Source organism: Bacillus sp. DNRA2, assembly GCF_012843265.1.
GTDB lineage: Bacteria > Bacillota > Bacilli > Bacillales > Cytobacillaceae > Bacillus_BU.
The window spans coordinates 135,969-151,597 of sequence record NZ_JABAIT010000001.1 but is presented as its reverse complement, the minus strand read 5'-3'; the positions used below and the strand labels follow the sequence as shown (position 1 = coordinate 151,597).

General features: G+C 39.8%; 18 protein-coding genes and 1 pseudogene. 11 read left to right on the top strand and 8 right to left on the bottom strand.

Annotated elements, in window-relative coordinates; translation table 11 throughout:
* Positions 1–4: 4 nt before the first annotated feature.
* A complete protein-coding gene (locus tag HHO41_RS22220) occupies positions 5–460 on the bottom strand; it encodes a hypothetical protein (RefSeq protein ID WP_211170989.1) in 456 nt (151 codons plus the stop codon).
* 279 nt (positions 461–739) lie between these two features.
* On the opposite strand from HHO41_RS22220, the gene tagU reads away from it, so the two are divergent.
* Complete coding sequence (tagU, locus tag HHO41_RS00720) at positions 740–1,678, top strand: polyisoprenyl-teichoic acid--peptidoglycan teichoic acid transferase TagU (protein ID WP_169094903.1); 939 nt, start codon at positions 740–742, stop codon at positions 1,676–1,678.
* A gap of 97 nt (positions 1,679–1,775) precedes the next feature.
* Here tagU and HHO41_RS00715 read toward each other — a convergent pair whose 3' ends face one another.
* Together HHO41_RS00715 and HHO41_RS00710 are read right to left on the bottom strand one after the other, a co-directional pair.
* Positions 1,776–2,231 carry a hypothetical protein gene (locus tag HHO41_RS00715; protein WP_169094902.1) on the bottom strand — a complete coding sequence of 152 codons (456 nt, stop codon included), beginning with the start codon at positions 2,229–2,231 and terminating at the stop codon, positions 1,776–1,778.
* A 249-nt stretch (positions 2,232–2,480) separates the two neighbouring features.
* A complete protein-coding gene (locus HHO41_RS00710; protein ID WP_211171001.1) occupies positions 2,481–4,148 on the bottom strand; it encodes a CoA-disulfide reductase in 1,668 nt (555 codons plus the stop codon).
* A gap of 296 nt (positions 4,149–4,444) precedes the next feature.
* Here HHO41_RS00710 and HHO41_RS00705 point away from each other — a divergent pair, with 296 nt between their 5' ends.
* From HHO41_RS00705 to HHO41_RS00670, 8 genes are all read left to right on the top strand, one after another.
* Positions 4,445–4,705: a metal-sensitive transcriptional regulator gene (locus HHO41_RS00705; RefSeq protein WP_169094901.1), complete on the top strand. Its 261-nt coding sequence runs from the start codon at positions 4,445–4,447 to the stop codon at positions 4,703–4,705.
* A gap of 158 nt (positions 4,706–4,863) precedes the next feature.
* Positions 4,864–5,223 carry a rhodanese-like domain-containing protein gene (locus HHO41_RS00700; protein ID WP_169094900.1) on the top strand — a complete coding sequence of 120 codons (360 nt, stop codon included), beginning with the start codon at positions 4,864–4,866 and terminating at the stop codon, positions 5,221–5,223.
* A 66-nt stretch (positions 5,224–5,289) separates the two neighbouring features.
* Positions 5,290–5,586, top strand: coding sequence for a rhodanese-like domain-containing protein (locus tag HHO41_RS00695; protein WP_169094899.1), 297 nt, complete (start codon positions 5,290–5,292; stop codon positions 5,584–5,586).
* Positions 5,587–5,637: 51 nt separating this feature from the next.
* Positions 5,638–6,024: a rhodanese-like domain-containing protein gene (locus HHO41_RS00690; protein ID WP_248278313.1), complete on the top strand. Its 387-nt coding sequence runs from the start codon at positions 5,638–5,640 to the stop codon at positions 6,022–6,024.
* A 214-nt stretch (positions 6,025–6,238) separates the two neighbouring features.
* Positions 6,239–7,024 carry an SGNH/GDSL hydrolase family protein gene (locus HHO41_RS00685; protein WP_169094898.1) on the top strand — a complete coding sequence of 262 codons (786 nt, stop codon included), beginning with the start codon at positions 6,239–6,241 and terminating at the stop codon, positions 7,022–7,024.
* Positions 7,025–7,282: 258 nt separating this feature from the next.
* Positions 7,283–9,349 carry a sensor domain-containing protein gene (locus HHO41_RS00680; RefSeq protein ID WP_169094897.1) on the top strand — a complete coding sequence of 689 codons (2,067 nt, stop codon included), beginning with the start codon at positions 7,283–7,285 and terminating at the stop codon, positions 9,347–9,349.
* A 78-nt stretch (positions 9,350–9,427) separates the two neighbouring features.
* Positions 9,428–9,634 (top strand): hypothetical protein, encoded by a 207-nt coding sequence (locus HHO41_RS00675; protein WP_169094896.1) that lies wholly within the window; start codon positions 9,428–9,430, stop codon positions 9,632–9,634.
* Between the two features lie 248 nt (positions 9,635–9,882).
* Positions 9,883–10,107 carry a hypothetical protein gene (locus HHO41_RS00670; RefSeq protein ID WP_169094895.1) on the top strand — a complete coding sequence of 75 codons (225 nt, stop codon included), beginning with the start codon at positions 9,883–9,885 and terminating at the stop codon, positions 10,105–10,107.
* Here HHO41_RS00670 and HHO41_RS00665 read toward each other — a convergent pair.
* The 3 genes and pseudogenes from HHO41_RS00665 to HHO41_RS00655 all read right to left on the bottom strand — a co-directional run.
* Positions 10,084–10,323, bottom strand: a pseudogene (locus HHO41_RS00665) (magnesium chelatase subunit ChlI family protein); the annotation flags it as partial. The gene HHO41_RS00670 and the pseudogene HHO41_RS00665 overlap by 24 nt on opposite strands.
* A 97-nt stretch (positions 10,324–10,420) precedes the next feature.
* Entirely contained in the window at positions 10,421–11,038 is a 618-nt protein-coding gene (locus HHO41_RS00660) for a transposase (RefSeq protein WP_248278312.1), read from the bottom strand.
* Positions 11,039–11,170: 132 nt separating this feature from the next.
* A complete protein-coding gene (locus tag HHO41_RS00655; RefSeq protein ID WP_169094894.1) occupies positions 11,171–11,548 on the bottom strand; it encodes a PH domain-containing protein in 378 nt (125 codons plus the stop codon).
* A 175-nt stretch (positions 11,549–11,723) separates the two neighbouring features.
* On the opposite strand from HHO41_RS00655, the gene HHO41_RS00650 reads away from it, so the two are divergent.
* Positions 11,724–12,638 carry a VanW family protein gene (locus tag HHO41_RS00650; RefSeq protein ID WP_169094893.1) on the top strand — a complete coding sequence of 305 codons (915 nt, stop codon included), beginning with the start codon at positions 11,724–11,726 and terminating at the stop codon, positions 12,636–12,638.
* 129 nt (positions 12,639–12,767) lie between these two features.
* Here HHO41_RS00650 and HHO41_RS00645 read toward each other — a convergent pair whose 3' ends face one another.
* Together HHO41_RS00645 and HHO41_RS00640 are read right to left on the bottom strand one after the other, a co-directional pair.
* Positions 12,768–14,300: an EAL domain-containing protein gene (locus HHO41_RS00645; protein WP_169094892.1), complete on the bottom strand. Its 1,533-nt coding sequence runs from the start codon at positions 14,298–14,300 to the stop codon at positions 12,768–12,770.
* A 157-nt stretch (positions 14,301–14,457) separates the two neighbouring features.
* A complete protein-coding gene (locus HHO41_RS00640) occupies positions 14,458–14,658 on the bottom strand; it encodes a cold-shock protein (protein ID WP_169094891.1) in 201 nt (66 codons plus the stop codon).
* Positions 14,659–14,888: 230 nt separating this feature from the next.
* Here HHO41_RS00640 and HHO41_RS00635 point away from each other — a divergent pair, with 230 nt between their 5' ends.
* Positions 14,889–15,566, top strand: coding sequence for a DUF975 family protein (locus HHO41_RS00635; protein ID WP_169094890.1), 678 nt, complete (start codon positions 14,889–14,891; stop codon positions 15,564–15,566).
* The last annotated feature ends 63 nt before the right edge of the window (positions 15,567–15,629 follow it).

Sequence of the window (15,629 nt, the reverse complement as noted above, 5' to 3'; positions counted from 1 at the left end):
CTTTCTAGATTTGCTTCCCCTTCTTTTTCGCGTCGCTGTCGAGCATGGCTCCAATTCCGATTCCGAGAAGGAGGCCAAGAGAGATGGCGTAAAGATTGAAATACGAAAATGCCGCTCCGAAAATCAACCCTAATGCTAGCCACTGATTCATGTACTGGCCCGCCTCAACCAGGCCGTGTCCTTTTTTCAAATGCGTCAATAGCTCCTTATATAATGCCTGATATTGCTTAACATCAATCGGTTTTCCGCGCATGATTGCCTCAAGTGAAGATGTAAGTTGGTCAGCTTTTTGCTGATTTTCCTTGCATTGCTCACAGTTTTGTTGAGCGAATTCGTCAATTCTGCCAGCAATCTTTTGGAGCTTGTCTACTTTAAATTTTCTGACGGCATCATTATTCATTTTTTCAAGGAATTGCTCTAGTTTCCCATTTATTTGATTAAACCATTTTGAACGTTTCATCCCGTACCCCCCGTTCGCTGTTACAGTTTCTTGCATAAACTGCCATCAACATTGTTTGATTTTCCAAAAATAAAATTCGCATTATTTCGACATTTACATTTTAGCATAAACACCGTCCATAATGTATTCTAAGGCTTTTTCGATGTTTGAGTCTTGATGGACATGGGTTTTTCCTTTTTACTACTATGTTTAAAATTGTTTCCCTTTCTATTAATCTTCTGAATTTTTTGGTATTGTATGTGTAATAGATTGTTGAATAGTTGGAGGTTTTTTGTAATAATGTCAAAAATTAAAAGAAACAAACCAAAATGGCTTAAAATCGTCACGATTGTATCCTTAGTGCTTTTGTTCGGGATAGCGATTTATGGCTTCACGTTTTACCGATCGTTGTCCACTGCTTTAGAGGATATCCATGAACCACTTGACCGAAAATCCGAAAAACGAGCTCAAGAAGTTACCCTTCAAAAACAGGAGCCCTTCTCGATTTTAATGCTTGGTGTTGACGAGCGTGCAGGTGACAAAGGCCGTTCCGATACAATGATTTTGGTTACGGTGAATCCGAATCAAAATTCCACGAAGATGCTGAGTATTCCTCGTGACACCTATACAGAAATTATCGGCAAAGGAACTGAGGATAAGATCAACCACGCTTATGCCTTTGGTGGCCCGGAGATGTCGATGGATACGGTAGAAAACTTCTTAGATATTCCTGTCGATTACTATATGAAAATCAATATGGAAGGTTTTAAGGAAATTGTTGACGCAGTCGGCGGAATCACTGTTAACAATAATCTCGATTTCGAGTATGGCGGTAATCATTTCCCACTGGGCGAAATCACCTTAACTGGTGAAGATGCACTCAATTATTCGCGCATGCGTAAAGAGGATCCGAACGGGGATTTTGGCCGTCAGCAACGACAACGGATGATTATCCAAGGTGTAATTAAAAAGGGTGCTAACCTTAATTCGATCACCAATTTCAGCTCGATTTTTGAAGCTTTAGGAAATAATGTGAAGACAAATTTAACGTTCAGTGAAATGGTCGATCTTCAGCAAAATTATAAAAATGCCAGTCAAAACATTGAGCACATTACGATTTCTGGTACTGGTACGATGATGGGCGGCATCTACTACCTGGTCGTGCCTGATCAAGAAAAGAATCGTGTTCAGTCGATTTTGAAAAGCCACTTAGAGCTTGAGAAGGCCGTTAAGCAGTAAGAACAACAAAACAAGCCTTTGGTCCTCGTGTTGAGTGGGACAAAGGCTTTTGTTTTTATTGAGGGGGTTTGTGCGATTTTGATGCCTTCACCTTCTATTAGTCCTGTTTATAATCCCAGAGCAGCTTCCATTCTCCTTTTTCCTTAACGACATAACAAGGATGCTCAATCGTAAAATGGCCAAATTTGCTATGAAAGGTTTGCAGAACGATTACCTCATGGACATTTTTTAACGGCTTGCCCCCGTCTGTTGCTTGCCACTCGTGATGTTTTTTTGTATCGCCGAGTTCAAAGGTAAAACTGTGAGCATCCATATCCTGCATAAATACGTGCGCCCGGCTTTGGATGTATTGGTCCTTATTGAAGCGCTCCTTCATTTGCGAATGAAATAAATCCCATGAGCTGCCGAAATCACCTTCTTGTTCGAGCTTGTAAAATTGTTCAACGAGATGCTCCGGCTTATTTTTCGATGAAGCGACTAAACTGGCGACCGCAATCCCAATCACCGTAATCGCAATAGCTATCAGCAATAACGGGCTTTTCCGTCTCCTCACATGGCATCACCTTGTACTATGTATATTTGCGGGTTTAGGAATTATGTTTTGAAGCTTAGTTCTCGGGGTTTATCCGTGGATCCTACGTTTTATCCGTGGATCCTGCATTTTATCCGTGGATTTCAGAATTTTCTCCGTTAATCCAGCTGTTTATCCGTGAATTCCACTCTCTTATCCGTACATTAAAATCATTTTTATTTTTACAAAAAAAAGAGACCCAGCACTACTCACTGCCGGGTCACAAATACTTTATGCGTTTTGTAATTGCTTTGCTTTCGTTACAGAGTAAGTCTTCCAGCCGCCATCTACGTTTTTGACGTTAAAGCCGTTCGCTAGCAAGATTCTTGTCGCCAGATAGCCTCTTAAGCCAACTTGGCACGACACGTAAATCGTTTGATCAGTAGGAAGTTCTGCTAAGCGGTCGCGCAGAGAATCGAGCGGGATGCAAACTGAACCGCTAATATAGCCGTTTTCACGCTCTTTAGGTTCACGGACATCAATTAGCAGACCACCTCCGGCGATAATATCGTCCACTTCATGCCATTGCACCGTTTCAATGCCTTCATCAATTATATTAGAAGCAACATAGCCAGCATAGTTAACTGGATCCTTAGCTGATGCGAATGGCGGTGCATAGGCCAATTCTAGCTCGGTTAAGTCATGAACTGTTAAGCCACCTTTAATTGCCGTAGCGATGACGTCGATGCGTTTGTCGGTACCTTCTTTACCTACAGCCTGAGCACCGAAAATTTTGCCGGTAACACCGTCAAAGAGGAGCTTTAATGCAATTTGGCTCGCACCAGGATAGTAAGTGGCATGGCACGCTGGATGAATATGCACAACCTTATACGGAATGCCTAACCGTCCAAGCGTTCTCTCATTGTTTCCAGTTGAAGCAACCGTTAGGTCGAAAATTTTAGCAATAGCTGTTCCAAGTGTTCCCGGATATTTCTCAACATTGCCGCGAATGATATTGTTGGCAACGATTCGACCTTGCCGATTCGCTGGTCCTGCAAGCGGAATCATGGCTGGATTTTCATTGATAAAATCAACCACTTCAATCGCATCACCAATCGCATAAATGCTTTCATCAGCAGTTTGCAAATATTCGTCTACCTTAATGGTACCGCGCTCTCCAACAGCTAAGCCTGCCTCAACAGCTAACGTGCTTTCTGGGCGAACACCCACTGATAGAAGAATCATGTCGGTGTTAAGGCGTTTGCCGCTTGCAAGCACGGCTACCTTACCGCTATTTTCTAAGGATTGCAGACGATCTTCATAAATAAGCTCAACACCTTTTTCAATTAGATGCTGCTCAATAATTGCTGCCATTTCATAATCGACTGGCTTCATGACTTGATTTCCGGTATCAACAATCGTTACTTTTACGCCACGTTCTACAAGGTTCTCCGCCATTTCCAAACCGATAAAGCCTCCGCCCGCTACGACACAATGAGTTGGCTTTTGGTTATCAACGAAATCCTTGATCGCATCAGTGTCTGGAATACTCCGCAGCGTAAACACGTTGTTAGCTGCTTCTAAACCAGGCAGATTTGGAACTAACGGTTGAGCCCCTGGTGATAAAAGTAAAACATCATAGCTTTCTTCATATGTTTCACCTGTTACGACATGCTTCACTGATACGGTTTTTTGCTCACGGTTGATTTTGACAACCTCAGTTAAATTACGGATATCTAATTTAAATCTTTTGCTCATTCCTTCTACCGTTTGCACAAGTAATTTGCGACGATCCTGGATGACTTCACCTATATAATATGGAAGCCCGCAGTTTGCGAAGGAAATATATTCACCTCGTTCGAATAAAACGATTTCTGCTTCTTCATCAATTCTTCTTAACCGTGCCGCTGCAGTAGCACCACCTGCTACGCCCCCGACAATCACTATTTTTTTACCCATTATTTCATCACCCTCCATGTTAATCATATAACAATACCCCCACCCCTATCAAGAAAGAATCATAAAAGCTTGTTTTTTCTTATTTTCAGCGTAAATACCTTTATTAACGATAGATATAGAGACTATGTTTTTTTGCAATCCTCACGATATTTATGTAAAATTATTATCACAGATTTTTAAAATTCAACATGTTCGTGGTATAAGAATTTCGGTTGACAACATACCCTCGAGGGTATAATATTAACCTAGTTCAATTTTTGAAATGCACACCTTTGAAAGATAGGAGGGTTACTGATATGGATTACAATGATAAAATTAAAAACCGTGTGAAGCGAATTGAAGGTCAATTACGCGGAATTCTTAAAATGATGGAAGATGATAAGGACTGTAAGGAAGTCATCACGCAGCTTTCTGCAGCAAGAACAGCCATTGATCGAACAATTGGTGTTGTTGTTAGCTCGAATTTGATTAAGTGCGTTCGTGATGCCGAAGACACTGGCCAGGACTCGGAGCAATTAGTGAAAGACGCAGTCGATTTACTCGTGAAAAGTCGTTAATACTGAAGGAGTTTTTTGATTTTTACTGCAAGATTCCACTTAAAAAAGGAGTTACTCCTTTTTTATTTGAATATAGGTTATACCCATAGGGGTTAGGGTGTAAAACAATCTTTATTTTAATAAAAGAAATGTCTTTCAACTATAAGGAGGAAACCACCATGGATTATATCAGCTATGTTTTTTTCGCAGCTATCGTGCTTTTGTTGGTGCTACGTATGCTGCCAACTAAAGGTGTAAAACAAATTACGACCGAGCAATTAAAAAGTTATTTGGACAATAAACAAATTCAATTCATTGATGTGCGTACCCCAGCTGAATATAAAGGAAATCATATTCGTCAATTTAAGAATATTCCCTTGCACCAGCTTGCGCAAAAGTTGGATGGGCTATCTAAGGAAAAAGACGTTGTGGTCATTTGTCAAAGCGGAATGCGCTCCAACAAAGCAAGTAAGATTTTAAAACAATCCGGCTTTAAGAATGTGATCAATGTTAAGGGCGGCATGAGCGCCTGGAACTAACAGGAACTTAGCGGCGCAGTTAACGCACGTGCAAATATATTTATTGTTATTTTAGGAGGAAAAAGGATGAAACAAATTAGTGCAAATGAGTTAGAATCATTATTAAAGGGGAACAAAGACTTGAATATTATCGATGTTCGCGAACCGGCTGAGGTTGCCGGCGGGAAAATTCCTGGTGCGGTTAATATTCCGTTAGGTTTGCTTGAATACAGAATGAATGAGTTAGATAAGAGCAAGGAATATTACGTTGTTTGTCTTTCTGGCGGAAGAAGCAGCAATGCAACTAGATTTTTGGAATACCAAGGCTATGATGTTACCAATATGAGTGGCGGAATGATGGCTTGGATGGGTGATATTGAGTAAGCTTGGCTAGGTTAGGCAATTATTTAATATACTTTCAGGAGTGGATCACAGTTGGGAAAGAAAATCATCGCGGGGCTGATTGTTTTATTGTTTATCGGATTTATTGGCATGCAGTTTATGAACGAGAGCACAAGTATAAACAACATTACGACTGATGAGATGGCAGAAATGATGGACAATAATGATGGAAATACAGTGTTCATCGATGTCCGCGAACCGGATGAGTTCGCAGCAGGACATATACCTGGGATTACCAATCTTCCTCTGAGCCAATTAAGTGAAGAAACAGCGGATTTTCCGAAGGATGCTGAAATTGTGATGATTTGCCGTAGTGGTAATCGGAGCATGCAAGCTGCCGAAAAGTTACAAGGTTATGGTTTTACTAAGCTTGTTAATGTTCAAGGTGGCATGAACGCTTGGAATGGTGATATCGAGTAAGTATCGTAAATGACTTTCTTAGTTTAGATTTTTCTTGTTATCCGTGCAAAAAGTGACTGTTATTGTGACAGTCACTTTTTTATGTTCATAATAGTATGATGATTATTTGGATTTTTTTAACAAAATAGTCTAATATACTACAAATGTAATTGCTATTATTATCAGTTTTTGTCATAATTGAACAGAGATTTTTATATGTTTGGAGGTTGGTAGATTGAAATCAATATTGACTATTTTTTACGGACTGCTTTGTATTGCTTTTATCGGTGTTAGTCATTTTTTGTGGACCGAAAAAACAACAGTCTTACAAGCTGCGGAACAAAATGAAACACAAACAATCACAAAGACAGCTAGCGTTCAACAGGAATCCATGAATAGCCTCCTTCCATTGACAAAAAATTGGCCTGAAGCTGCGGTCGAAAAATTCAAACAGTCTTTTGCAAAAAATGAGAAATTTACGATTGTTATTGCTGGATCCTCCACTTTGGGTGGTGAAACTGGATGGGCTGAGGCAACGAAAGCAAAATTAATCAAGGCTTACAGTCAGGACCATCTAAATGTTGAGGTACGCCAGTATGATATGAATTCCAAAGAATTTATTGCTCAAAACCACCACCAAGAGATAGCAAATCTTAAGGCTGATATGCTGTTGTTTGAACCATTTATCCTTAAAAATAATGGAGAAGTCGATTTAGCAACAACACTTGCAAATTTGACTACATTCATTGAAACGGTAAAAGGTAGTAACCCTGACAGTGCCATCATCCTGCAACCAGCAAATCCGATTTATAAGGCGAAAGTTTATCCTTCGCAGGTCGCCGAGTTAAAAGACTACGCCGAAGAGCATCAGCTCACCTACCTAGATCACTGGGGAATTTGGCCTGATCCAAGCACGGAAGCAATGAAAGAGTTCATTACTCCTGATCAATCATTTCCAAATGAAAAAGGCCATCAGGTTTGGGCTGAGTTTGTTAGTGCATACTTAATTAATCAAGAATAAGTACATATTCAGGTTTAGGTGCTCCTATCAATGATGGGGGTGCCTTTTCTTTTTATTCTTTTATAAACTGTCAAAAACATAATAATCCTTATATCTTAGAAAACAATATAATAATATAATAAGTATATTAACATAATTACAAAAACAGCCCTCACCACATTAACGCTTTAATTGGGTGGGGGACTGTCCCCCATTGCGGTAATACTGTGATGGAGGAAAGTTTAGGGTGTTCCCTGAAAGAGGAGGGTTTGGCTGAGCATGCAACAAGATTCGTTTTTTCAGGATAGTAAATATTACCAACAGTTCTTAGATATGTTAGATATCGCTTTTTGGTCGATGGATTTAGTGACCGGGAAGGTGTATATGTCTAAAGGAGCTGAAACGCTTTTAGGCATTTCACAATCAAGTTATGAAAAGAATCCCCTTATTTTGCGAGAGTATATTTTTCCTGAGGACCAACATGCATACGATACGCTCATTGAGGAACTCAAAACCGGTGTGGGTAGCCAACGGGAATTTCGCATGATGAATCAAGCCGGAGATATCCGCTGGTTTCGAGGTCATTCCTCTACCATTGTTAAACCCGAAATTAATATGAAGATCGCATATGGAATTATTTTTGACATCACTGACTTTATTACGGAACAATCCGATTTAACCAACCGAAATGGTTTTATGCAGCAACTGATAAATGAAGTAAATATCGTTTTATGGTCATACGACTTCAACAAGGGAGAATCTTATTATTCTCCTAACGCCGAAAAGCTTTACGGGATTCCATATCAGGAATTAACCTCGAATCCATCTTTTTGGAAGGATGTCATCCATCCTGATGATCGGAAGGCAATTGAACAAGATGAAATCCTTCGCTCTGGGCGTAAGGTGACTTGCGAATATCGGATCATTCGCCCCTGTGATGGGGAAATTCGCTGGATTGAGGACCGCGCTTATCCGACATTGGATTCTCTTGGACAAGTAACTGCTTTTACTGGTGTGAAAATTGACGTAACAACCCGCAAGCTATCCGAGGAGAGAATTAACCAACTTACTTTCTACGATGTCTTAACAGGCATCCCTAACAATCATTATCTTGAAAAATATTTACAGGATATGAGCTTTCATGATAATTCGCTTCAAAGCTTTGCCTTTTTGCTGATTAATTTTGACCGGCTCAAGCTTATCAATGATTCATTGGGACATCAGTTCGGCGACTTGCTGCTGGTTAATGCAATCGAAAGGTTAAAGGAGCTAATTTCCGCGGACGATTTACTGTGTAGAATTGTCGGAGATGAATTTGCGATTATTTTAAAAAACGTGACGAGAGAAGAGGTTGAATCCACTTGTCAGCGCCTGCTGAATCTCTTTGATGAACCATTTTTTATTAAAAATAAAGAAATCTATACCTCCATTAGTATCGGAATCAGCGATTTCCCTGCCACCAGTCTTAACCGGAAGTATTTATTGAATCAGGCATACTATGCGATGCTGTTAGCTAAGGAAAACGGGAAGAATACGTTTTATTTTTATAATAAAAAAGATGAAGTCAATAAGTATAATATCGAGACCGAAAGTGAATTGAAAAAGGCTCTGAAACACGAGGATTTTGTCCTGCATTTTCAACCATTGTTCCATTTACATACAGGGAAGTTAATAAGCTATGAAGCACTGATTCGTTGGAATCATCCGCTCAAGGGCTACATTCCACCGTCTGAATTTATTCCTGTCGCAGAAAAGACAGATTTAATTGTGGCACTTGGTGAATGGGTGTTGCATGAAGCCTGCCGACAAAATCAGTTTTTCCAGGAGCGTGGCTTCCCGCCGGTGGTCGTAAGCGTGAATGTTTCGACGCGGCAATTGTACGATAAGGATTTTGTAAAAAAACTTAAGTATGTGTTGGAAAAAACGAAGTTGGCTCCGCAATATCTTGAGCTCGAAATCACTGAAAGTATCATGCAAAATATTAGTAAAACCAAACCAATTATTGAGGAGATAAAGGCACTTGGCGTAAAGATTTCAATTGATGATTTTGGTACCGGTTTTTCTTCTTTAAGTATTTTAAAACATTTACCGCTAGATAAGCTGAAAATCGATAAATCATTTATTGATGATATTGGTACAGCGAAAGAACCGTTGGTTAGGTCCATTATTGAGCTTGGTGCTAATTTAGATATGTCCGTTGTCGCTGAAGGTGTTGAGACGGTGAAGCAGGCCGAGTTCTTACGGGAAAATAAATGCGATATCGGGCAAGGCTACTTATTTAGTAAACCGCTTCCAAAAGAACAGTTAGAGGATGAATTGCTGAAGAACTTCGTCTATAAAAGTTAAGTTTTTGTTTGAAGAAGGCATCTGCGAGGAGTAAACTATGGGTGTAAGGAAATATGCATTGGAAAGAAGGAATCCAGTTTGTCGGTTCGTTCAATGCGGCGTCGGGATCGCGATTTTGGAGAGATGTGGGACTCATTCAATGATTTCTTCGGTGACAATTTCCTAGCATCAATTCACAGTGGTGATGGTGGTGACAATTTCAGTACTGACAGTAAGGATACTAGTGATAGATATCCGAATGAGGCTGAAATTGCAGGCTTAGATCATCGTGCTTTGGCACATTAAAGCGGTGGGGGACAGTCCCCCACCGCTTTAATGTGCTAAATTTGTAGTTTTTACAGAAAAATTTTTGCTGAGTATGACAAAGTTCACTTACATTCTTTATCAGATAATTTAAACTAATAAAAAAACAACAATTCAGAAATTCAGAATTCAGGTGAAAGAATTTAAGATATCCTTACTTGTTACTTTTCCTTTTATACGTCCTCTACTGATTATGTCACGGCAATAAATAATTACAAGAGGTGTAACAAATGGTTGAATTATTGGACATGATGGATAAAATATCAAACTGTGAATCATTCCCGCCAATCTTTATAAGTGAACATTTTAAAGGCAGCAGAGCACTAGAGCTATGCAATTTCCACGCATCCTCTTCACCGCACTACCGTGGCGGGGGACAGTCCCCCATCACGCTAAAGCGGGAACGTACTGGGGGACTGTCCCCCAATGCTTTAACGTGGTTCAGTGGGTCGTAGTTGGATAGCAGTGTGGAGGTGTTGGTCGACGATTTTATCTGTTTGATGAAGGTCGGCTATAGTACGGGCAAGTCTGATGATTTTGATTTGGGAGCGGTTACTCCAGTTATTCTTGGATGATAATTGCTGAATACAATTGAGTTGTGAAACAGATAGCGGTTTATCCTTTAACAGGGTCTCATATGGGACCCTGTTATTGCTTATTTCAGCTCCGTAGCGCTGGTACTGTCGTTCTCTCGCAGCAGTTACTCTTAAGCGTACCCGTTCTGAGTTTTCATAGTCATGCTGTTTGTAGTGATTGTGGCGGTCTTGTTCACAATAGAATTCCTCCCTTTTGTGCCTCGTTTAGTTCGTTTGCTTTGTTTGCTTTGTTTACATCGTCTTCTTCATCTCGTTCAACGAATTCTCGGTAACTTAGATAAGTAGGTTCAGGAAAATAGGATAGGGTTTTAGTCGTGTCAATGTGCGGATTTTTTGATTGATTTATGTACGCTGAGTAGCTGCTCCATTGATACTCTTCTGGCTTGGAGACGATGTGTGCTTCGAGTGGATTGCGGTGTATATAGCGGCTTAAGGTGAGGAAATAATCTGTCGGGATGATAATCTTTGACTGGAATCTACCTTGAAAGACGTGGCCATCGATTTCGAGTTTTTTATTTAAATAAATCGCATAGTGCATGTGGGCGTATTTCATGATATTGGGAATGATGTTTTCTCTTGTGATTTGCTTCGGTTGAAGTTGAAGATGAAGATGGTTGGACATTAAACAGTAGGCGTGAAGGATAAATGGGTATTTCTCGCGGGTAGCCTCGAGGATTTCAAGGTATTTTTGGAAATCCTTTGGTTCGTGGAAAATGGGGGCGCGCTTGTTTCCGCGGGCATAGATGTGAAATGCGGCTCCCGGATAATATTCCCGGGGTTTTCTTGACATTTAATCATTCCTCCTTTTGTATTATACCAATATCATAATTCACAAAGGCGAGAACGGTCAATTCATTACCTTTAGCTTTAGCGCTTTAGCGTAGTGGGGGACTGTCCCCCACTACAGTGCTGTGGTAAAGTGTTATTTGGCGACGTAGGTGGCCAGTGCTTTTTGGACGTCGAAGATGCTTTTGTCTTTTTTAAATTGTTTTAGGATTGGCTCTTCCCAGCCTGAAATCCAAATTTTCAACTCAGCATCGAGGTCGAATGTTCCTGCTGTTTCACAGCTGAAGTGTGTGATGCTCTTATATGGAATCGAGTGGTATTCAACCTTTTTACCGGTCATGCCCTGCTTATCGATTAATATCATTCTTAAGTTTGTAAAAACCAATAAATCCCGTACTAGCTTATACGCTTTTTCAACTTGCTCATTTTCTGTAACGATCATTTCTAATTCCTTTACTACGGCTTCTACCTCCACCTCTGATACGTTACCGATAAAACCATCAAGTAGACCCATGATCCAATCTCCTTCATTTATGTACTTACCTCTGTTATAACACTATTTTGACTAAAATTATAACAATTAGACTGGAAAATATCTGTTTTTTTAAATCCCAATGAATGTTTGTTGATGCATGTTTCTTAGTATTGATTTATTCCCTTCTCCTCATACTAAACGAGAGGTGAGGTTGATGAATTTCAATTGGCTTTTCGCCCTGATGGTATTAAGTCATGCGATTGAAGTGCCTGCAGATAATCTAGCGATAAACTCGAAAGGTGAAACAATCTCGGTGGTTAATCGGACTGATTTTATGTTACCGTTACCAATGTTTCCTTTTTTTAACCTTGAACGGCTAAGGCAGCTTGAAGATCAAGTGGCTGAACAAATTAAAAAAGAACCCATTAACGCCGGATTAGATCGGCATGGGAACATTATTGCTGAGAAGCCTGGGGCAAGTCTCGATCGAATGAACTTTGAAGTACAATTTTACGATTATTTTTATGGAAAAGGTCCAAAAATGTTAGAAGTCCCTGTCCGGGATATTTTCCCAAAGGTGGATAGCGAGTTGATTTCCGATATTCGGACAGAAATGATTGCTCACTATGTGACATATTATAATTCGCAAAACATTGAACGGTCACATAATATTTCCTTATCAACGGGGGCAATCAATAATTATGTGGTTTTTCCTGGCGAGACGTTTTCATTTAACAAAGTGGTTGGAAAAAGAACTCCTGAAAGAGGCTATTTATCGGCTCCTGTGATTGTAAAGGGTGAATTAACCGAAGGAATTGGCGGAGGGATTTGTCAGGTTTCCTCTACGCTTTACAATGCTGTGGACCAATCTGGGCTGCAAATTGTTGAGCGTTATTCGCATAGTAAACGTGTCCCTTACGTACCAGAGGGTAGAGATGCAACTGTTAGCTGGTATGGCCCAGATTTTGCGTTTCGCAATTTATATAATCAACCGATATTGATACGGGCCTATTCAGGAAATGGAAAAATGCTAGTCATGCTGTTTTCTTCTGATTCGCTTAACTACTATCCACGTAAAATCCCGCGAATGTCAGGGGATTTGCCACCAGAAATACCTGCCAATCTATAAGATAAGCAGGTATTTCTGGTGCTATTTTGCGGATGTGACGTGAGGATGGGGGTTGGGATTTGGGATTTTGGACAGTCCCCCGCCGCTTCATCGTAGCATTGCTTTACTGTGGCGGGGGACTGTCCCCCATCACTTTAGTGTGGTGAAGGAAAGCTGTTCGGCTTTTGCTGGTGCAGCGATGTAGTTCCCCTGGATGAGGTTGAAGCCATTATGCTGGAGAAATTCTAATTCCGGTTTTGTTTCCACGCCTTTAGCGACGACTTCAATTTTCAGGCCCCGAGCAAGCATGGCTATGGATTGTAAAACGGCCGCCTTTTCGTCGTCTTGATCCACATTTTCAATAAATTCTTTATCTATATTTAGTGCGTGAAGACGATGCCCCTTAATGAGTCGCAATGGTGAGTAACCAATGCCAAAATCATCGAGTGCGAGGTGAATGCCGATTTCCCGCAATTTACAAATTCCGCAATAGACAATTTCATTTTCATCCAAGAGTGACAAATTTGAGATTTCTAATTCTAAATCCTTTGCCGCAACTCCAGTGTCTTGGAGTATGGCCTGAACTTTATTCGGGAAATCCCGATGCTGCAGCTGTTTTTCTGAAATGTTCACAGCCATCCGCAACTTGCGATGCCCTTCCTTCTGCCAAGACTTCAATTGTTGGCACGCTTCTTTAAGTACCCATTCCCCCATTTGAATGATTTGACCAGTTGTTTCGGCAATTTTGATAAATTTTTCTGGTAAAATCGTTCCTTTTTCAGGATGTTTCCAACGAATTAACGCTTCAACCGAAATCGTATCCAAAGTTAGCGAGTCCACCCTTGGTTGATAAACCAAGAATAAATCTTGATTTTTCAAAGCTTCAAAAAAATCATTTTCAATATCAAATATCTGCTGACTCGAAACTGCATAGCTTGGATTATAAAGTTTATATTGGTTACCGCCTAAACGCTTTGCTTGAAACATCGCAGTGTCGGATGCTTCAAGGAGTTCACCATTTGTCTTTCCATGGTCGGGAAATATCGCAATCCCAATGCTTAGCTTTGAATGGATAGCATAACCGTCAATTTGAAATGGTTCATGAAAGCCTGCTAGCAATCCGTTCGTCTTGCTGAGCACTTCTTGTTCACTATTTTTTCCAAAAGAATAGAGGATTGCGAATTCATCACCACCTAGACGTGAGACAATCCCAAGCTCACCGACCATTTCCCGTAATCGTTTTGCAGTTTGTTGGAGTAGCTCATCGCCTGCAAAATGCCCTAAATTATCATTCACAACCTTTAATCGGTCAAGGTCCAAATACAATAAGGCTACTCTTTCCTGCTTTTTTTCTGCTTCCTCTAATATCTTCTGACTTTTTTCAATAAAATAATGCCTGTTTGACAGGCCAGTTAATGAATCAAAATAGGCCATTTCCTCCAATAATTTGTGATCAGCGTTAATTTTTTTGGTGATATCCCGATAAACAATCAAGTAAAAAAATGGTACTGTAATAAAGAATAAAATCATCATTTCAAGCAATCCTGTTATCCAAAAGGGGGCGTCAATGTTCGTAATCCAATCCCTTAATAAAAATGAATAGATGAGATAAACAATGATAAATGTAACGATAATCTGTATGATGAATTTCGGAACATCTAACCTTAATTGAGATTTATTCACTGTCATGCTCCTTTAAGACCCTCACAGCTTTATGATATTTTTGAGTGATTTCAATTTTTCAATTATCATTTTGATTATGATTATGATTCCCAGAAGCACACAAAAAAACAGACCTTTACAGTAAAAGTCTGTTTTATGTTTTAGTTTTGCTTATTCTTTATGCCTTGTTAACATTTGCTGCTTGTGGTCCACGCTGGCCTTGTTCAACATCAAAAGTGACTTCTTGGCCCTCTTCTAAGGTTTTGTAACCTTCACTTTGAATGGCAGAAAAATGAACAAATACGTCCTCGCCACCTTCTCTTTCAATGAAGCCAAAACCTTTTTCGCTGTTGAACCATTTTACTTTTCCACGTTCCATTTCATTGCCTCCTAGCATTCACATATACACAAAAATTCAAAATGAATCTTGCTCATTTTATTGTTGCCGCATTCAGGATATCTTATACATTTATGTTAATATTTTATTTTTCAAATGAAAGTTTTTTTGGAAAAATAGGCTGGTGGCCTGAATACTCTATATTAGGCACTTTAGACGAACTAGGAATGTTATAATAATACAGAGGTTTTTGAAACTTTACTTAGAAACGGATGACGATCACGGAGATTAAGAAACAGGCGCTAAAAGCATTGAAAGGTCAATGGGGATTAGCTGCTGGTTTAACATTTATCGTTTTTGTTATTAACGCCTTCCTGCCGATGATATTTGAGGTCATGCTCAGCGGCGGATGGTCAAATTGGTTTTTGGCAGATACCTTGCCACCACAGGCAGAATTCGCAAGTGCAATTATTTCCTTATTGTTAATGCCATTAACTGTAACGACTTTATGGTTCTTTTTAGCATTAGTACGCTTTGAGGGACCCCAGCTTTTTGACGTTTTTACTATTTTTTCAGATGCGAAGAGATATTTTAAATTAATTGGCACTTCATTATTAATGGGGGTTTTTATTTTCCTATGGTCATTATTGCTATTGATTCCAGGGATAATAAAATCATTATCATATTCACAAACCTATTTACTAATGAAAGACCATCCGGAGTATTCAATACTTGAAGCGATTACAGAAAGTAAAAAGCGGATGAAGGGATATAAAGGAAAATACTTCTTGCTAAATTTAAGCTTCATTGGTTGGGGAATTCTTTGCATTTTCACGTTAGGAATTGGCTTTTTATGGCTAACCCCCTATATCCAAGCATCCACAGCGACCTTTTACAACGAACTTATCGTAACTCAAGAACAAGTAGAAATTCAAGATTGGAACGAATGAGATAATCCTGATTCTTTAACACAATAAAGCGGTGGGGGACTGTCCCCCACCGCTTTATTGTGT

Excerpts from the sequence above, each read along its gene's own strand:
- HHO41_RS22220 (WP_211170989.1), bottom strand. The coding sequence starts at position 460 with ATGAAACGTTCAAAATGGTTTAATCAAATAAATGGGAAACTAGAGCAA.
- tagU (WP_169094903.1), top strand. The coding sequence starts at position 740 with ATGTCAAAAATTAAAAGAAACAAACCAAAATGGCTTAAAATCGTCACG.
- HHO41_RS00710 (WP_211171001.1), bottom strand. The coding sequence starts at position 4,148 with ATGGGTAAAAAAATAGTGATTGTCGGGGGCGTAGCAGGTGGTGCTACT.
- HHO41_RS00705 (WP_169094901.1), top strand. The coding sequence starts at position 4,445 with ATGGATTACAATGATAAAATTAAAAACCGTGTGAAGCGAATTGAAGGT.
- HHO41_RS00700 (WP_169094900.1), top strand. The coding sequence starts at position 4,864 with ATGGATTATATCAGCTATGTTTTTTTCGCAGCTATCGTGCTTTTGTTG.
- HHO41_RS00695 (WP_169094899.1), top strand. The coding sequence starts at position 5,290 with ATGAAACAAATTAGTGCAAATGAGTTAGAATCATTATTAAAGGGGAAC.
- HHO41_RS00680 (WP_169094897.1), top strand. The coding sequence starts at position 7,283 with ATGCAACAAGATTCGTTTTTTCAGGATAGTAAATATTACCAACAGTTC.
- HHO41_RS00670 (WP_169094895.1), top strand. The coding sequence starts at position 9,883 with ATGGTTGAATTATTGGACATGATGGATAAAATATCAAACTGTGAATCA.
- HHO41_RS00660 (WP_248278312.1), bottom strand. The coding sequence starts at position 11,038 with ATGTCAAGAAAACCCCGGGAATATTATCCGGGAGCCGCATTTCACATC.
- HHO41_RS00655 (WP_169094894.1), bottom strand. The coding sequence starts at position 11,548 with ATGGGTCTACTTGATGGTTTTATCGGTAACGTATCAGAGGTGGAGGTA.
- HHO41_RS00650 (WP_169094893.1), top strand. The coding sequence starts at position 11,724 with ATGAATTTCAATTGGCTTTTCGCCCTGATGGTATTAAGTCATGCGATT.
- HHO41_RS00640 (WP_169094891.1), bottom strand. The coding sequence starts at position 14,658 with ATGGAACGTGGAAAAGTAAAATGGTTCAACAGCGAAAAAGGTTTTGGC.
- HHO41_RS00635 (WP_169094890.1), top strand. The coding sequence starts at position 14,889 with ATGACGATCACGGAGATTAAGAAACAGGCGCTAAAAGCATTGAAAGGT.